The sequence below is a fragment of the Pseudomonas sp. TKO26 genome (assembly GCF_003225665.1).
Classification (GTDB): domain Bacteria; phylum Pseudomonadota; class Gammaproteobacteria; order Pseudomonadales; family Pseudomonadaceae; genus Aquipseudomonas; species Aquipseudomonas saponiphila.
In genome coordinates, this window is sequence record NZ_QKLN01000016.1 from 35,261 (window position 1) to 51,429 (window position 16,169).

Consider the following 16,169-nt stretch of genomic DNA (forward strand, 5'->3'; position numbering starts at 1 on the left):
TGCCCTGCCCGTCACCGGGCGGGAAGTGCTCAGCCCTTGGCCGGGGAGGTGTCCTTGACGTCGACCGGGCTCGCGGCCATTTGCAGGTGCAGGCGTTCGCCGCTGTAGGGCGAGTGCCTGCGTACCACGTCCATGTTCAGCTCCACCCCCAGGCCCGGCTCGCTGGACGGGATGATGTAGCCGTCCTCCCATTGCAAAGGCCTGGTCAGTACTTCGGCGTGGAAGCCGCCCCAGGTCATGATGCTTTCCTGGATCAGGAAGTTCGGCGTGCAGGTGGCCAGCTGGAAGCTCGCCGCCGCGCCGATCGGGCCGTTGTACAGGTGCGGCGCGATCTGCGCGTAGTAGACCTCGGCCATGCTGGCGATCTTCTTCGCCTCCAGCAGGCCGCCACAGCGCGCCACGTTCATCTGCAGGATCGAGGCACCACCGGCCTGCAGCAGTTTGAAGAACTCGTACTTGGTGGTCAGGCGTTCGCCGGTGGCGATCGGAATGCTGGTCTTGGCCGCCACTTGCGCCATGGCCTGCTCCTGGCCTGGCGGCACCGGCTCCTCGAACCACAGCGGGTCGTATTGCTCCAGGCGCTTGGCCAGTCGAATGGCCGAGGACGGCACCATCTGCCCGTGGGTACCGAACAGCAGGTCGCAGCGATTGCCCACCGCTTCGCGGATCTTGCGGCAGAAGGTTTCGCAGCGCTCCAGCACTTCCAGCGACAGCTGGTGCCCGGAGTAGGCGGTGTAGGGGCCGGCCGGGTCGAACTTCAGCGCGGTGAAGCCCTGGTTCATGTTCTGCACCGCGCATTCAGCGGCCAGGTCCGGATCGTCGTAGTCGTATTCACCACGGCTGTTCTGCGGATACAGATAGGTGTAGGAGCGCAGGCGTTCGTGGACCTTGCCGCCCAAAAGCTCATACACCGGCTTGTTCGCCGCCTTGCCGATGATGTCCCAGCAGGCCATTTCCAGGCCGCTGACCACGCCCATCATGGTCAGGTCCGGGCGCTGGGTGAAACCGCTGGAATAGGCCTGGCGGAAGAAGCGTTCGATGTGGTGCGGATCCTGGTCCAGCAGGTAGCGCTGAAACACGTCCTCGATGATCGGCTGCATTGCCTGGGGACCGAAGGTGGCGGCATAGATCTCGCCCACGCCTTCGATGCCGCAGGCAGTGCGCAGCTTGACGAACAACCAGTACATGCCGCCGATATGCGGTGGCGGAACAGCAACGATATGGGTTTCAAGGGCGACGATTTTCATCTCAGGCTCCTGCTTGCAAATGCTGTTGGGTACGTTTGACGCGAGCGCGCAAAGCGATCGCGGCCAGGGTGCCGAGGGCGCCGACCGCGGCGATGTAGCCGAAGTACAGGCGGTAGCCCAGGGCCCCGGGGAAATATTCGGTGAGGTAGCCGTTGATCAGCGGAATAAAAGCGTCCGGCAGGTAGCCCACCACCGAGACGATGCCGATGGCCAGGCCGGTGATGCGCAAGGGAATCCGGCAGGTATCGAGGATTGCCCAGTACAGCCCGCGGATGGCGTAGGTCATCAGGCCGATGAAGATCACCGTGGCAATCAACAGCCCCAGGCTGCCCAACGCCGGAAACAGGATCAGCCCGACGATGCCCAGGGTGGCCAGCAACAGGGCGAAGATCAGCACCGAGATATTCGAGAAACGGTCGCCCAGCCAGCCGCCGCCGATGCCTCCCAGCGGCCGCATCCACAACTTGATGGTGGTGATGGTGCCGGCCATGACCGCGGTCATGCCATTGCCCTGCAGGTAGTCGGAGAAGCTGTAGGTGGCCCAGAAGATGTGGTAACCGCAGAACACGATGGCGGTCACCAGCCACAGCTCGGGGATCTTCACCAGGGTCGCCAGGTCGCTGAACAGGTTGAAACGCCCCTGCTCCACCGGCGCCGTGTCTTGCATGGACTTGGGGTCCTTGAGCAGCACCAGGACGCAGCCGATGGCAATGCAGGTGAAGGAATACAGATAGACCACATGCCGGAACCCCTCGGCCGACGACTCACCGCGAGTCTCGGTGGCCAGGGCGAACAGCCCCAGGGCCAGGGTCGCCAGCAAGGCTTCCACCAGGCCACGGCCACCGTCGAGGATACCGAAGAAACGCCCCTGCTCGGTGTGGCGGGCGATCATCTTCACCCGCTTGAGCACCGAGGCCCAGAACGTCAGCCCGGTGGTCAGCCCCCAGCAGCCGAAGATGATCATCAGCCAGGTCAGAGACGGCGCCGTGGAGTACCAAAGACCCAGGGCGCCGGTGGCTACCAGCGAGAAGAAGATCAGAAAGCGCGGAGCGATGCGGTCCGCCAGCCAGCCGCTGGGCAGGTAGCTGACCAGGAAGATGGTCCCGAGCATGGAGTACAGGTAGCCCAGCTCGCTGTGGTTGATGTGCAGCACCTCAAGCATGGTGGTCTGGTAGACCTGGCGCAGGTAGAGGATCGGGTAGATCGCCCCAGCGGCCAGCACCAGCAGCATCAGTTGAAAGTACCGACTGCCCTTGTCACTGTCGCTCGCTGGCAACCCGGCAGAATCCTGAGCCGAGATCAGATCGGCTGCATGCTTAGACATAACGATGCCCTCGGGCGCCGGTATCCGGCGCCGCTCATTATTATTAGTGGGGCAGCGGCAAGCTTTGAGCTTCAAGCGGCAAGAACGACTGCGCTGCTCTTGCTTGCGGCTTGTGGCTTGCGGCTGATGACTTGCAACTGCCTTAGAAAGGCATGACCACCAGGCGGGTCTGGGTGAACTCGAGCATGCCGTGCTTGCCGTCGTCACCGCCCAGCCCTGAGCGTTTCCAGCCGGCGTGGTAGCCCTGATAGGGATCGGCCGGGGTCCGGTTGACGTACAGCTCGCCGGCCTGGATGGCCCCGGCGACTTTCATCGCGGTGCGGTAGTTTTCGGTGTAGAGCACCGAGGCCAGGCCGAACTGGTGGTCATTGGCCAAGGCCAGGGCTTCATCGATATCCCGGTACTTGAGCACCGGCAGCACCGGGCCGAAGATTTCCTCCTGCACGATCTCCATGTCCTGGCGGCAGTTGCTGAGCAGCGTCGGCGGATAGAAATGCCCTGGCCCTTGCGGCATCACACCGCCGGTTTCGAGCACCGCACCTTGCGCGACGGCTCGCTGCACCAGGCCATCAATGGCGACCCGGGACGCCGCGCTGACCAGGGGCCCCATGCGGCTTGGGTCCTGGCGCCGGTCGCCGAACTGCACGGCGGCGATTTTTTCCTTGAGCAGGGCCAGGAAGCGCTGATGCACGCTTTCGTGGACATAGACCCGCTCCACCGCCGTGCACAACTGGCCGCAGTGGGTGGTCTTGGAAGCCACGATGGCGCTGGCGGCCTGCTCCAGGTCGGCGTCGGGCTCGATGATCGCCGGGGTCTTGCCCCCCAGTTCCAACGATGGCTTGGCGATATTGGTCTTGCAGTAGTCGAGCACGATACGCCCGGCATTGACGCTGCCGGTCAGGGTGATCATGCCCACCGCCGGGTGGGTGCAGACCGTGGCGGCGGTGGCGTGGTCCATGGTCAGAATGTTCACCACTCCAGGCGGCAAACCCGCTTGCTGCACCGCCCGAGCGATTTCGAAGGCCGAAAGCGGCGTGTTGTTGCTCGGGCGCACCACCACCGTGTTGCCGGCGATCAAAGCGGGCGCGACCTTGCGCAGCAGGGTGTAGACCGGGTAGTTGAACGGGATCAGGCAGGCCACTACGCCAATGGCTTCGCGGTGCAGAAACAGCTTCTCGTCGGGGCTGTCGCTGGGAATGATCTCGCCCTCGATACGCCGCGCCCACTCAGCATGATAACGGGTGATCTGCGCGGCGTAGCGGGCCTCGTTGCTGGCGTCCGCCAGGCTTTTGCCCGACTCGGCCGCCAGCGCCTGGCCAATGGAATCGGCGCGGGCTTCCAGGGCGTCGGCCAAGACACGCAGATAATCGCCACGCTGGATGCTGGTCAGCGCCGCCCATTTTTTCTGTGCCGCGCAGGCGGCGGTCACTGCACTGTGGGCCTCTTCCTGGGTGGCGGCCGAAACATGCCCCACAAGGCTTTCATCGGCCGGGTCATAAACCGCGATGGATGCGCCGCTGGCTGGCTTGATGAAGTCGCCGTTAACAAAATTCTGTTCAAGTTGCATGAAGGTTGCCCCGTCGTTGGCAGAGAAATGGCGCAGGCAGCCTGGAGGCGATCCAGGCCCGGCGGTCAAAGGGTCTGGCGTGGTCGAGCGGGCACAGCAAAGCGATCCACAAACATGGCGATGACGTGCGGGCAAGGCTGGGAAACGCCGAAGAAGGGCAGCGACGGGCAATCGGCAAGGATCGGATACGGCATGGCTGGGCACTCGGGTTGTTGTTATGTGAGTGCTGGCAGTCTTGTCGTCCGGCACGACAAGGACAAACGATTAATCGCGCGGACTAACATGCGAAAAACGCAGGTTATGACGCACTGATGAGGGTGGCCTGACGGGCCTCTTCGCTGGCAAGCCAGCTCCTACGCAGGTTGTGCAGGTGGGCTTTGGTAGGAGTCGGCTTGCCGACGAAGGCGGTCGCGCGGCCTCTAGCCCAGCGACCTGGAGGCTGTGGAGGGCTCAAGCTGGCGCTGCGCCAGCCAGACTTCCTCTTGCAGCCACTGGCTGAACACCTGCAACTGCGGCAACGGAGCCTGGGCCGGACGCGTCACCAGCCAGTAGGACTGGTGACCTTCCACATGCACGTTATGCACCTGGGTCAACTGCCCCGCCGCCAGTTCCGCCGCCACCATGTGCCAGTCGGCAATGGTGATTCCCAGGCCATCGGTGGCCGCATGGATGGCCAGGTCCAGAAGATCGAACTCATAGCCGCCCTGAGTATCGACCCCGCTGATCCGCGCGGCATCCAGCCAGTGCTTCCAGGTCAGGTAGCGCTGGTCTTCCCGGGCCAACACATGCAACAGGGTCATGCGGCCGAGGTCGATGCCCTGATCCGTGGACTCCCGGGCCAGGAGCGAAGGCGCGCAGACGGCGATGTGCCGTTCCTGAAACAGCAGCGAACTGTCCAGGCCGTCCCACTCGCCGTTGCCGAAGCGAATCGCGCAATCCAGGGTCGCGGTTTCCGCCAGGCTGTCCTGCAGACGCGTGGTCAGGCTCAGCTCCAGCTCCGGGTGCTGCTCGCGCAGCCGCCCCAGGCGCGGCAGCAGCCAGCGACTGGCGAAGGTCGGTGGCGCGTTGAGGTGCAAGCGATTGGTATGGGATTTCTGCGCGATGCCGCGCAGCGTCAGCTCGATCTTGTCGAAGGACTGGTGCAGGGCCCGCAGCAGCACACGCCCGGCGCTGGTCAGCTCCAGGTGATGATGGCGCCGTTGCAGCAGGCTTTCCCCCAGCTGTTCCTCCAGTTGCCGGACCTGGCGGCTGACCGCACTCTGGGTGACGTTGAGCAATTCGGCGGCCCGGGTAAAGCTGCCGGTGCTGCCGGCGACCTCGAAGGCCTTGAGCGCATTGAGCGCAGGCATCTTGCGTTTCACGACAGTCTCTCTGTAACGGCTGCACAAGGCGCAGAGCATCGCATGCCATCACAGGCGGAATCTATCTGACTAACATTCGTTTTACTCACGTCTGGGCAATGAATAAATCGTTTGTCGAGCCAAGGGCGCAAGGCAACACTGCCGCTACTTCACAAAAACAACAACGAGTAGCGCCCATGCCTCACCTCCTCCTCGCCTCCCTGCGCGCCACTGGCTGAAGCCACCGCGCTCGCAGTTCTGCAAGCCCTTTCCCCCCCTTGGCTGCTGCCCTTGCCGCGGCCGGGTTGATCGCACCTGACAATAACAATCCGGGAGAAAACCCCATGCTTCAAAAACCCTCCGCCCTGCTGTGCAACGTGGCCCTGCTGGGCAGCCTCGCCACCCCCGCCCTGGCCGTGCAAGTCAGCGACCACCTGGACCTGGGCGGCGCCGTTCGCGCACGCTGGGACTACGACCCGGACCGGGATATCCAGACCTTCAACTTCGACACTGCGATCCTCAGTGCCAAGTACAGCTCCGACACCTGGATCGGCGCCGCCAAGTACCGCTTTTACGGTGGTGCCTACCCCTACCGCTACACCGACAAGGTGGGTGACGTCGCCTTCGCCGAAAGCGCCTGGATCGGCTACCGGTTCAACCCCGAGCAGCAGGTACAGGTCGGCCTGAACCAGATCCCCTTCGGCCTGCAGCCGTATTTCGGCAGCACCTTTTTCGAAACCCTGGGCAACGTGGTGGGCCTGGAGGACATCGAACAGGTCGGAGCCAAGTACATCCAGCAAAGCGCGGACTGGAATCTCCAGGCCGGCTACTACCTACGCCCAGCCTGGCAGGGCAAGGGCACCAGCAACGGTCGGACCTACTCCAGCGTGGTGTCCTCGGCCGACAGCTACGTGGCCGACGGCAGCCACAACCGCGAACGCAACACCCTGGTACTGCGCGTGGCCAGGGCCGTGCAGCTGGGTGACTGGGCCTCGGAAGTCGGAGTCTCGGGGCTGACCTCGACCCTGAAGAACAACGACACCGGCAACGACGGCCGACGCAATGCCATGGCGGTTCACTACCTGGGTAAAAACGGCCCGTGGGGCGTGCAATTGCAGGCGGCGCGCCAGCAGATGTCGCCGCGCAATCCGGGCACCGACGAGCTGGTCTCCCTGGGTGGCTACGACGGCACCTTCAACGTCGCCAGTCGCGGCAACCTGTACGTCGCCGACCTGAGTTACGACGTCGACGGCAAATACCTGTTCGACCAGCTCAGCGGGGTCAAGCTGTACGCCAACTACAGCGCGTTCGACAAATCCGCCAGCGCCTATAAAACCTCCCAACGAATGATCCTCGGCAGCTCGTTCTCGCTGAGCAAGCTGTGGATTGCCACCGAATGGCTGTTCGGCAAGAACGATCCGTACATCGGGGGCAGCAGTTATGCCCAGAGCCTGGGAGCCGGTGGCAGCAACCAGTGGGAAAACCAGGTGTATGTGAATATCGGCTACTACTTCTGAATCCTTGCCGGCCCTTTCGCTGGCAAGCCAGCTCCTGCGGTTGGCAGGAAGATGTGAATCTCTCTGCAGGAGCCGGCTTGCCGGCGAAGGCGATCTGGCGGTCCCCTTCGCGGCTCAGCCCGTGCCCGCAGAGGGCGGTCACAGGGTAAGATGGGCGCGCCAATAAGCGTCCTACAACAACAATAAACCTGCCCCGCCACTTCCAGCACTCAGCCCGCCAGACGCGGATCGCTGCTGCCTGGCGCCAGGTGCGGAGTCTGCCCGCCATGCGCCAACTGCCCTCTCTGAACACGCTCCGGGTCTTCGAGGAAGTCGCCCGCCACCGCAGTTTCAGCCAGGCCGCTGTGGTGCTCAACGTCACCCAGGGCGCGGTCAGCCGACAGATCAAGCAACTTGAGGACTACCTCGGTGTGGCGCTGTTCAGCCGCTCCCCGCAAGGGCTGACGCTGACCGAAGCCGGCGCGGCCCTGGCGCCGAATCTGGGGCAGGCCTTCGATCATATGGAACGCGCCCTGCAAGCCCTGCGCGTGCCCAACCTGCGCCAGCGCCTGCGCATCCTCGCCCCACCGACCTGGGCCACCCGCTGGCTGTCCGCGCAACTGCGGGACTTCTGCCAGCGCTACCCGGATATCAGCCTCAGCGTGACCCAGCACAACAGCCACGACAGCCCGGCCGAAGTCGACTGCGAGATCCGCTTCGGCCTGCAGGCCGCCGCCCATGGCCAGAGCCGATTGCTGGTGATGGAACGGCATATTGCCGTGGCCAGCCCGGAGCTGTTCAGCAACGGCCAGGCACCGGACCTCAAACGCTTTCCCCTGCTGCACATCCTCCATGGCGACAAGCGTTTACAGGTCTGGGAGAACTGGTTGGCGAGCATGGGCCGCGACGACATCGACGCCCGGGCGGGATTGGAGTTCAGCACCCTGGACCAGGTGATCCACACCGCGCTGGCCGGCGGTGGGCTGGCGGTGATCGACCGGCAGATGATCGAACGGGAGCTGGCGGACGGACGCCTGCTGCCGATCACCCCGGTGGAGGTGATCGGCCCTTATGGCTATTGGCTGGACGTGGCGAACGACAAACAGGGGCTCTCCAAGGTGCAATTGTTCACCCAGTGGCTGAGCCTGGTGAGCAATCCCTGAGTCGGCTTCTCGTAGCAGCTGGCTCGCCAGCGAAGACGCCAGCAAGCCATGCAAGACGCGGGGGCCGCTTCGCCGGCAAGCCGACTCCTGCAACGGTAGTGCGGTGTGGCATCAGATCGGCGCGGCGGCCTTGGGCAGATCGCTTCTGATCGAGTCGGCAGCGCCGACGCTGCACGCCTGGCTCAGCGTCAAGGACTTGGTTTCTGGCGCCCAGGCCCAGGAAATCAGCGCCCCCAGGGCCAGAATCCCGGCAAGGATGCCCATGGTCGGGCTGAGGCCGATCCCGGCCACGCTCACCGGTAGCAGGAAGGTGCTGATGGCCGACCCCAGGCGGCTCACCGCGGTGGCCAGGCCAATGCCGCTGGCGCGCACTTCGGTGGGAAAACTCTCCGCCGGGAACACCCCCACCAGGTTGCTCACCGCCGACAGCACCAGGGTAAACAAGCCGAACAGCAGCACCATCAACCAGGCTGCGCTACCCGGCAGCACCGCCAGCAGCAACAGCGCCACCGCGAGGATGATGAAGGAGTTGATCAGGAACCCGCGGCGGGAAAACTTCACCGTGCACCCGATACCGATCAGCGCGCCGAGGATCAGCAGCAGGTTGAGCATCAGTTCGGTGCCAAAGCCCTCGGCCAGGCCCATCTTCTGCAGGATCGACGGCAGGAAGGTGTAGATGGCGAAGTACGGCATGACGATGCAGACGAAGAACAGGCAGTTGAACGCGGTGCGCTTGCGGTACTCGCGGCTGAACAGCACGGCATAGCCGGAGCGAGTCTCGCCGGAGCGCTGTTCGTCGAGGACCACGTTGGCCCCCAGGTGCTTGTGCACGATGGCCCGGGCCTCGGCAATGCGCCCGCGGTTGACCAGCCAGCGCGGCGATTCCGGGGTGCCGATGCGCGCCAGCAGGATCAGCCCGGCGGGAATCGCCGAGGAAGCCAGCATCCAGCGCCAGGCATCGTCGCCGAGGCTGAGCATCGCGGTACCGACAAAGGTTGCGGCGACGTAGCCGAAGGTCCAGATCACGCTGAACGAGCCCAGCAGCACGCCACGGTGCTTCTTCGGGGCGAATTCGGCGAGCATCGCGTGGCCGACGCTGAAATCACCGCCCAGGCCGATGCCGATCAGCACCCGGCAGAGAAACAGGCCCATGGCGGTCTCGGCATAGAACTGCAGCACCGAGGCCAGGGTGATCAGCACGAAACTGACCAGGAAGATCTTCTGCCGCCCCAGGTGATCGGAGATCCAGCCGAAGAACAGGCTGCCGATGAACAGCCCCATCAGTGCCGAGGCACCGATCAGGCCCTGCCAGAACGCATCCAGTTGCATCTGCGGGCTGAGCAGGGTGAAAGCGATACCGATCAGGCCGAGGATGTAGCCGTCGGTGAAGTGCGCGCCGAAGGTCAGGCCGGCGATTTTCAGATGGAACCGGCCAATGGGCAGGTCATCGATCTTGAGAGTTGCAGCGCTCATGTTCGTCTCCATTTATTGTTCTTGGATAAGAGATGAATCGAACCACGCAGGCGCCGGCTTGCTGGCAAGCCAGCGCCTGCATTGGCGGGGGTGAGGGCTAGAGGCCGCCCATCAGCAGGTATTTGATCTCCAGGTAGTCATCCAGACCGTAGCGGGAGCCTTCGCGACCAAGGCCCGACTCCTTGATCCCGCCAAAGGGCGCCACTTCGGTGGAAATGATCCCTTCGTTGATGCCCACCATGCCCGCTTCCAGGCCTTCGGCCATGCGCCAGACCCGACCGATGTCGCGACTGTAGAAATAGGCCGACAGACCAAATGGCGTGTCGTTGGCCCGCTGCAGCACGTCGGCCTCGTCCTGGAAACGGAAGCACGCCGCCACCGGGCCGAAGGTTTCTTCCTGGGCGATCAGCATCTCGCCGTTGGCCTCGGTGAGGATGGTCGGTTCGAAGAAGGTGCCGCCCAGGGCATGGCGACGACCGCCGCAGAGCAGCCGGGCGCCCTTCTCCAGGGCATCGCCGACATGCGCCTCGACCTTGGCCAGGGCCGCCGCATTGATCAGCGGCCCCTGCTCGGTATCGCCGTCCAGGGCGCTGCCGACCCGCAGCGCGGCAACCGCCTCGGCCAGCTTGGCGGTGAAGGCCTCATACACGCCGTCCTGGATGAAGAAGCGGTTGACGCAGACGCAGGTCTGCCCGGTGTTGCGGAACTTCGAGGCCATGGCGCCCTTGACCGCGGCATCCAGGTCGGCGTCGTCGAAGACAATGAACGGTGCATTGCCCCCCAGCTCCAGGGAGACTTTCTTCAAGGTGTCGGCGGCCTGGCGCATCAGCAGTTTGCCGGTACGGGTCGAGCCGGTGAACGACAGCTTGCGCACCACGCTCGAAGCCTGCAGCGCCTGGCCAATGGCGGGCGCATCGCCGGAAACGATGTTCAGCACCCCGGCGGGAATGCCCGCCTGCGCCGCCAGCACGCCAAGGGCAAAGGCCGAAAGCGGGGTTTCTTCCGAGGGCTTGAGAATCATCGTGCAGCCGGCGGCCAGGGCCGGACCGACCTTGCGCGTGACCATGGCCAGGGGGAAGTTCCACGGAGTGATCGCCGCGACTACGCCAATCGGCTCCTTGGTCACGATGCTCCGCGCGTCGGCCTTGTGGCTGGGGATCACGTCCCCATAGGCGCGCTTGGCCTCCTCGCCGAACCACTCAAGGAAGCTTGCGGCGTAGACCACTTCGCCCATGGCTTCGGCCAGGGGCTTGCCCTGTTCGCGGCTGAGCAAGGTGGCCAGTTCCCGCTGCTGGGCCAGCATCAGCTCGCTCCAGCGCTTGAGCCGCTGGCTGCGCTCCTTGGCGGTGAGTGCGCGCCAGGCGGGCAAGGCGCGCTGAGCGGCGGCAATCGCCAGGCGAGTTTCTTCGGCGCCAGCCTTTTGCACCTGGGCAATCAGTTCGCCATTGGCCGGGTTGTACACCGGGTAGCTGACGCCGCCGCAGGACCATTGGCCATCGATGAAATGACCGGTACGGATCAATGCGCTCATGCCATGGCCTCGCTCAGGGAAAAGCGCTCCAGCCCCGGACGGGCCGTGCGCAGGATACGTTTGCCGGCGGTGTAGTCATTGATCACATCGCAGGGGGTGTAGTTGCGCTCCAGCTCGTGCAGTTCCTCGGCATCCAGGGTGGTATCCAGCGCCGCCAGGGCGCTGTCGAACTGCGCCGTGGTATCGGCCCCCACCAGCATGCAATCGACCCCGGCATGCTTGAGCACCCAGGCCTGGGCCACCTGGGCATTGGACAGGCCGCGAGCCCGGGCCACGCGCTGCACCGAGCGGGCGATCTGCAACGAGGCCTCGTCGCTGTACATCTGCTGGGTGAAGAAGTCGGTCTGGTTGCGGGTCGACTGCAGCTCGCCAGTGAGCAGGCCCCGGGCCAGCGGGCTGAACACCGAGACGCCCAGGCCCTGGTCACGGCAGAACGGAATCATCTCCCGCTCTTCCTCGCGGTAGGCGCAGTTGAGCTGCAGCTGCATGTTGATCGGCTTGACCCAGCCATGGCGCTCGCAGGCCATGAGCAGCTTCGCCAGTTGCCCGGTGAGCATGGTGGAGACGCCGATGTAGCGAGCCTTGCCGGCGCGGACGATGTCGTTCAGCGCCTGCATGGTTTCTTCCACCGGGGTGTTCACGTCGAAGTAATGCAGCATGAACACATCGACGTAATCCATGCCCAGGCGCTTGAGCGAGGCATCGATGCTGTCGAGGATGTGCTTGCGCGAATGGCCGCTGGCATTGATCCCGTTGCGGGTGCCGTAGCCGACCTTGGTGGTGATCACCAGGTCTTCGCGGCGCGCCAGGCGCTTGACGATGCGCCCCACCACTTCTTCGCCGACGCCTGCGGAATAGAAATCCGCCAGGTCGATGAAATTCACGCCGTGGTCCAGGGCGTGGGCGACGATGGGCTCACTCTGCTTTTCATCGAAGATCCAGGGCTTCCAGTCCGGGGTGCCCATGTTCATGGTGCCCAAGCACAGGCGCGAGACTTGCAGGCCGGAGTGGCCCAGACGAATGTATTGCATGCTGCGCTCCTCAGGCCTTGGGGGTGTAGAACGGGTTGCTGATCTGATTCACCACATCCGCCAACTGGGCGCGCTCGGGCTTGCCGTTCAGGGCCGCGCGGATCGCCGTGCGGCAGGCGTTGTAGTTGTTGAGGTAGACCGCATCCAGATCATCGCAGTCGGGATTGACCCAGTTGGCGGTGACGATTGCCCAGTGGTCTTCGGCTTCGGCCGGCAAGGTGCCGTCCAGCAGCGCTTCGAGCACCGCCTTGGCAATACCGGCCTGGGATGCGCCCCAGGTAGCGTTGCCATGCAGCTCGCTGGCAATCGCCGCCTTGTTCACATACAGGGTCATGGGCTTGACCGGGATGTTGGGCCGGGCAATCACCATGAACGGGCAATGGCCCTGGCTCGGCGAGGCCAGGCTGTTGGCGAAGGCCTGGCCGGCAGGACCGTTGCGCGGCCCGATGAGGATGTTGATATGGGCGGCATTGACGCCTGGGCCTTCGAAGCCCTCGCCGATGTAGAGGTCGAGTGGTTGCATGGGTGTTTACTCTTTGAGGTCACAAGGAAAGAAATGACGCGGGATCGGCAGTGCCGCTCCCGCTACGTTTCGTTAGTCGGGTTCAAAGAGCGCGAGCGAGGAAGGCTGCAGAGATGGCCCTGCAAGTGAAGGGTAAGGGACTGAGTCATGGCGCAAACGCTCTTTGTTGTTATGGATGAGCTGTGTTTGCGCTGTTTTAGCACCGGGCTGGCGGGGCCCCGTAACCATTAAAAGTCATGCGGCCATGAGCTTTTGTCATAGCCGCCGATCTGTGGCGCATGGGTTCGCCGGAAAGAATATGGATCCAGCCACGATCAAGGTTGCGAATCGCTTCCGGCGGCGTCGCGCATCAACCTCAGCAACGCCTGAAGCGGGTGCGCAACAGACTGGCCGTCCTGGCGCTTGACCTGGCTTCGACACGAATAGCCATCCGCCAGCAGGCGCCCTGTCCCATTGAGACGGGCCACCAGTGGCCCCCAGGACTGACTGTAAATGACCCCGGAGGTCGCGGCGTTTTGGGTTTCGTGGCCGTAGGTTCCGGACATCCCGCAACAGCCGCTGGCCTGCACCTGCAACTTCAAGCCAACCCGCGCGAAGATCGTCTGCCACAGGGCCACGCTACCCGGCTCATTGGTTTTTTCGGTGCAGTGCGGCAGAAAGTGGTAAGCCTCCTGATCGGCGCCCAGCGTCGATGGCGCCAGTACCTGCACCAGCCATTCCTGGGGCAACAGCACCGTCGGCGCTTGATCTTGCCCCAGGGTCTTGGCGTACTCCTGCCGATAGACCAGGGTCATCGCCGGATCAAGCCCCACCAAGGGAATCTGATATCGGTGCAGTTGGCGCAGCGATCGGCCGTTGAAATGCGCGGCCTTGTCGAAGGCCCGCAAAAAGCCCTGGACCTGCAGCGGCTTGCCATTGGCGGCGAACGGCGCGATGTACACCTCAAACCCCAGCCTGGAAATCAGTTCGATCCAGTCAGCCAGCAGCGGCGTTTCGAAGTAACGGGTAAAGGCGTCCTGCACCAGAATCACGCTGCGAGCGCGTTGCGCCTGGTCCAGTCCCTCAAGCAGTGCGGGGGACGCCACGCGCACGTTCCAGCGGCGGCAAACCTCATCGAAATTCAGCAAGCTCAGCAGCGGGCTGTCGATCATCCCGGCCACCCGCCGCAGAACCGCCCCCGCCATCCGCGAGCCGATGATGCCGTTGTACAAGCGCGGCATACGGGCGAAGAAGGGAATCGTGTACTCCAGGGAACCGATGAGGTAATCCTTCAGCGGCCGCAGATAGCGGCTGTGGTACAGCTGCAGGAATCGCGAGCGAAACTCCGGCACATTGACTTTCACCGGGCACTGCCCCGCACAGGACTTGCAGGCCAGGCACCCGGCCATCGCATCGTAGACCTCATGGGAAAAGTCTTTCTGGCCCATCTTCTGCGCCAGCGTATTCACCGCACGTCGCGGCAGGCCAAGAAGCGCGGAGCTGGACGACAGAGCCTCCTGGCAAGCCAGCACATCGACACCTTGCTGGCCCTGCAAGCGCAGCCACTCACGCACCAGTGAGGCGCGGCCCTTGGGCGAGTGCACTCTGTCGCGGGTGCCTTTCCAGGAAGGACACATGGCGTCATCGGGATCGAAGTTGTAGCAGGCGCCGTTGCCATTGCAATGCACGGCGGCGTCATAGTGCGACCAGACCCGCTCATCAATGGTGCGATCAAGCTCGCCCCGCAACTGGACTTCATCCACCCGGGTCAACCGGGCGCCGGGCAGCGTCTTCGGCGTGGCGATCTTGCCCGGATTGAGTTGGTTGTGCGGGTCAAAAGCCGCCTTGAGCTCCTGCAGGGCCGGATAGAGTTCGCCGAAGTAATCGGGCACATATTGCGAGCGCAACCCTTTGCCGTGCTCGCCCCAGAGCAAGCCGCCGTGCTTTTGCGTCAGCTCGGCGACGGCGTCCGAAATGGGCCGGACCAGGGCCGCCTGGGCCGGGTCCTTCATGTCCAGGATTGGCCGCACATGCAGGACTCCGGCGTCGACGTGGCCGAACATGCCATATTCCAGGCCATGGCTATCGAGCAGCTCGCGGAATTGCCCGATGAACTCGGCCAGGTGCTCGGGAGGAACCGCGGTATCTTCTACGAACGGCTGGGGTCTGGCGGCGCCTTTGACATTGCCCAGCAGCCCCACTGCCCGCTTGCGCATTGCGTAGACCCGCTTCAATGCCTCGGCGCCGACCGCCAGGGTGTGCCCCAATCGCACCACGCTGGCATCACGCTGCAGGTGCAGGACAAATTCATTCACCCGTTGCAGCAGGGCCGCCTCGTCGTCGCCGCTGAATTCAACCAGGTTGATGCCCAGGGTCGGCACATCGGGGTCCTGGGGAAAGTACTCGGCGACGCCGTGCCAGACGATGTCGTTCATGGCCAGCGCGAGGACCTTGGAGTCCACCGTCTCGATGGACAGGGGCTTGAGCGCCATCAACGCCTTGGCGTCGCGCAATGCGTCCATGAAGCCGGCATAACGCACATTGACCAGGATCGAATACTGGGGAACGGGCAGCACATTCAGCGTGGCTTCGACAATGAACCCCAGCGAGCCTTCGGAGCCGCACAGGACACTGTTCAGGTTGAGCCGCTCACCCGGCTCCTGCAAATGCGCCAGGTCGTACCCCGTGAGGCAGCGGTTCAGCTTGGGAAAGGTATGTTTGATGAGCTCGGCATACTGCTGCGTGATCTGCGCTGCACAGCGATAGATGGCACCGACCTTGTCTTCGCGACGAGCCTGCGCCTGCCAGTGCTCAGGCTCCAGGGGCGCACTGTCGAGCCGCTCGCCACCGATGAGAATGGTCGACAGCGCCAGCACATGATCGCGGGTTTTGCCGTAGGTGCAGCTGCCCTGGCCGCTGGCGTCGGTATTGATCATGCCGCCGATCGTGGCCCGATTCGAGGTCGACAGCTCGGGCGCGAAAAACAGTCCATGGGGTTTCAACGCGGCATTGAGCTGGTCTTTGACCACGCCGCTTTGCACCCGCACCCAACGCTCCTCGACGTTGATCTCAAGGATGCCGTTCATGTGGCGTGACAAGTCCACCAGGATTCCACTGGTCAACGACTGGCCATTGGTGCCGGTTCCGCCGCCACGGGGCGTGAGCACCACCGAACTGAAGGGCGCCAGCGCCGCGAGGCGGGCCAGCAACTGAACGTCTTGCACATTGCGCGGAAACACCGCGGCTTGCGGCAGGCGCTGATAGATCGAGTTGTCGGTTGCCAGCACGGTCCGCAGTCCATGATCGCGAGCGATTTCTCCCTGGAAACCTTCCTGTTCCAGGCGAGCCAGGAACAACTCGCAGGCTGGGTTTTTGACTTCTTGGGGAGACAACCGGGCAATCATGCTGGAATTCCTACTGGCGATACCGCTAATCTGAGCATTCTCGTTATGTATGCTTACTCCCCGGCCGTTGATTCATGGCAAGGGGCACACC

At 63.8% G+C, this 16,169-nt stretch carries 11 protein-coding genes; 2 read left to right on the forward strand and 9 right to left on the reverse strand.

Features of this window, described 5'->3' with window-relative positions; genetic code table 11:
- Positions 1-29: 29 nt before the first annotated feature.
- The 4 genes from DNK59_RS20855 to DNK59_RS20870 form a co-directional block, all read right to left on the reverse strand.
- Positions 30-1,247: a mandelate racemase/muconate lactonizing enzyme family protein gene (locus tag DNK59_RS20855; protein ID WP_110724438.1), complete on the reverse strand. Its 1,218-nt coding sequence runs from the start codon at positions 1,245-1,247 to the stop codon at positions 30-32.
- A 1-nt stretch (position 1,248) separates the two neighbouring features.
- Positions 1,249-2,571, reverse strand: coding sequence for a nitrate/nitrite transporter (locus DNK59_RS20860; RefSeq protein WP_110724439.1), 1,323 nt, complete (start codon positions 2,569-2,571; stop codon positions 1,249-1,251).
- 142 nt (positions 2,572-2,713) lie between these two features.
- Positions 2,714-4,138 carry an aldehyde dehydrogenase gene (aldA, locus tag DNK59_RS20865; RefSeq protein WP_110724440.1) on the reverse strand — a complete coding sequence of 475 codons (1,425 nt, stop codon included), beginning with the start codon at positions 4,136-4,138 and terminating at the stop codon, positions 2,714-2,716.
- Between the two features lie 419 nt (positions 4,139-4,557).
- Positions 4,558-5,499 (reverse strand): LysR substrate-binding domain-containing protein, encoded by a 942-nt coding sequence (locus DNK59_RS20870; RefSeq protein WP_110724441.1) that lies wholly within the window; start codon positions 5,497-5,499, stop codon positions 4,558-4,560.
- 323 nt (positions 5,500-5,822) lie between these two features.
- On the opposite strand from DNK59_RS20870, the gene DNK59_RS20875 reads away from it, so the two are divergent.
- Complete coding sequence (locus DNK59_RS20875; protein WP_110724442.1) at positions 5,823-6,995, forward strand: hypothetical protein; 1,173 nt, start codon at positions 5,823-5,825, stop codon at positions 6,993-6,995.
- Between the two features lie 266 nt (positions 6,996-7,261).
- Positions 7,262-8,137: a LysR substrate-binding domain-containing protein gene (locus tag DNK59_RS20880; RefSeq protein ID WP_110724443.1), complete on the forward strand. Its 876-nt coding sequence runs from the start codon at positions 7,262-7,264 to the stop codon at positions 8,135-8,137.
- Positions 8,138-8,248: 111 nt separating this feature from the next.
- On the opposite strand, the gene DNK59_RS20885 is transcribed toward DNK59_RS20880, so the two are convergent.
- The 5 genes from DNK59_RS20885 to DNK59_RS20905 all read right to left on the reverse strand — a co-directional run bounded on the left by DNK59_RS20885 (position 8,249) and on the right by DNK59_RS20905 (position 16,078).
- Positions 8,249-9,610, reverse strand: coding sequence for an MFS transporter (locus DNK59_RS20885; protein WP_110724444.1), 1,362 nt, complete (start codon positions 9,608-9,610; stop codon positions 8,249-8,251).
- Positions 9,611-9,707: 97 nt separating this feature from the next.
- Positions 9,708-11,141 carry an NAD-dependent succinate-semialdehyde dehydrogenase gene (locus DNK59_RS20890; protein WP_110724445.1) on the reverse strand — a complete coding sequence of 478 codons (1,434 nt, stop codon included), beginning with the start codon at positions 11,139-11,141 and terminating at the stop codon, positions 9,708-9,710.
- A complete protein-coding gene (locus DNK59_RS20895; RefSeq protein ID WP_110724446.1) occupies positions 11,138-12,172 on the reverse strand; it encodes an aldo/keto reductase in 1,035 nt (344 codons plus the stop codon). Before DNK59_RS20895 ends, DNK59_RS20890 begins: the two co-directional genes overlap by 4 nt.
- 10 nt (positions 12,173-12,182) lie before the next feature.
- Entirely contained in the window at positions 12,183-12,695 is a 513-nt protein-coding gene (fae, locus tag DNK59_RS20900; RefSeq protein WP_110724447.1) for a formaldehyde-activating enzyme, read from the reverse strand.
- Positions 12,696-13,009: 314 nt separating this feature from the next.
- A complete protein-coding gene (locus DNK59_RS20905; RefSeq protein ID WP_110724448.1) occupies positions 13,010-16,078 on the reverse strand; it encodes an FAD-binding and (Fe-S)-binding domain-containing protein in 3,069 nt (1,022 codons plus the stop codon).
- Positions 16,079-16,169: the final 91 nt, after the last annotated feature.

Excerpts from the sequence above, each read along its gene's own strand:
- DNK59_RS20855 (WP_110724438.1), bottom strand. The coding sequence starts at position 1,247 with ATGAAAATCGTCGCCCTTGAAACCCATATCGTTGCTGTTCCGCCACCG.
- DNK59_RS20860 (WP_110724439.1), bottom strand. The coding sequence starts at position 2,571 with ATGTCTAAGCATGCAGCCGATCTGATCTCGGCTCAGGATTCTGCCGGG.
- aldA (WP_110724440.1), bottom strand. The coding sequence starts at position 4,138 with ATGCAACTTGAACAGAATTTTGTTAACGGCGACTTCATCAAGCCAGCC.
- DNK59_RS20875 (WP_110724442.1), top strand. The coding sequence starts at position 5,823 with ATGCTTCAAAAACCCTCCGCCCTGCTGTGCAACGTGGCCCTGCTGGGC.
- DNK59_RS20880 (WP_110724443.1), top strand. The coding sequence starts at position 7,262 with ATGCGCCAACTGCCCTCTCTGAACACGCTCCGGGTCTTCGAGGAAGTC.
- DNK59_RS20885 (WP_110724444.1), bottom strand. The coding sequence starts at position 9,610 with ATGAGCGCTGCAACTCTCAAGATCGATGACCTGCCCATTGGCCGGTTC.
- DNK59_RS20890 (WP_110724445.1), bottom strand. The coding sequence starts at position 11,141 with ATGAGCGCATTGATCCGTACCGGTCATTTCATCGATGGCCAATGGTCC.
- DNK59_RS20895 (WP_110724446.1), bottom strand. The coding sequence starts at position 12,172 with ATGCAATACATTCGTCTGGGCCACTCCGGCCTGCAAGTCTCGCGCCTG.
- fae (WP_110724447.1), bottom strand. The coding sequence starts at position 12,695 with ATGCAACCACTCGACCTCTACATCGGCGAGGGCTTCGAAGGCCCAGGC.
- DNK59_RS20905 (WP_110724448.1), bottom strand. The coding sequence starts at position 16,078 with ATGATTGCCCGGTTGTCTCCCCAAGAAGTCAAAAACCCAGCCTGCGAG.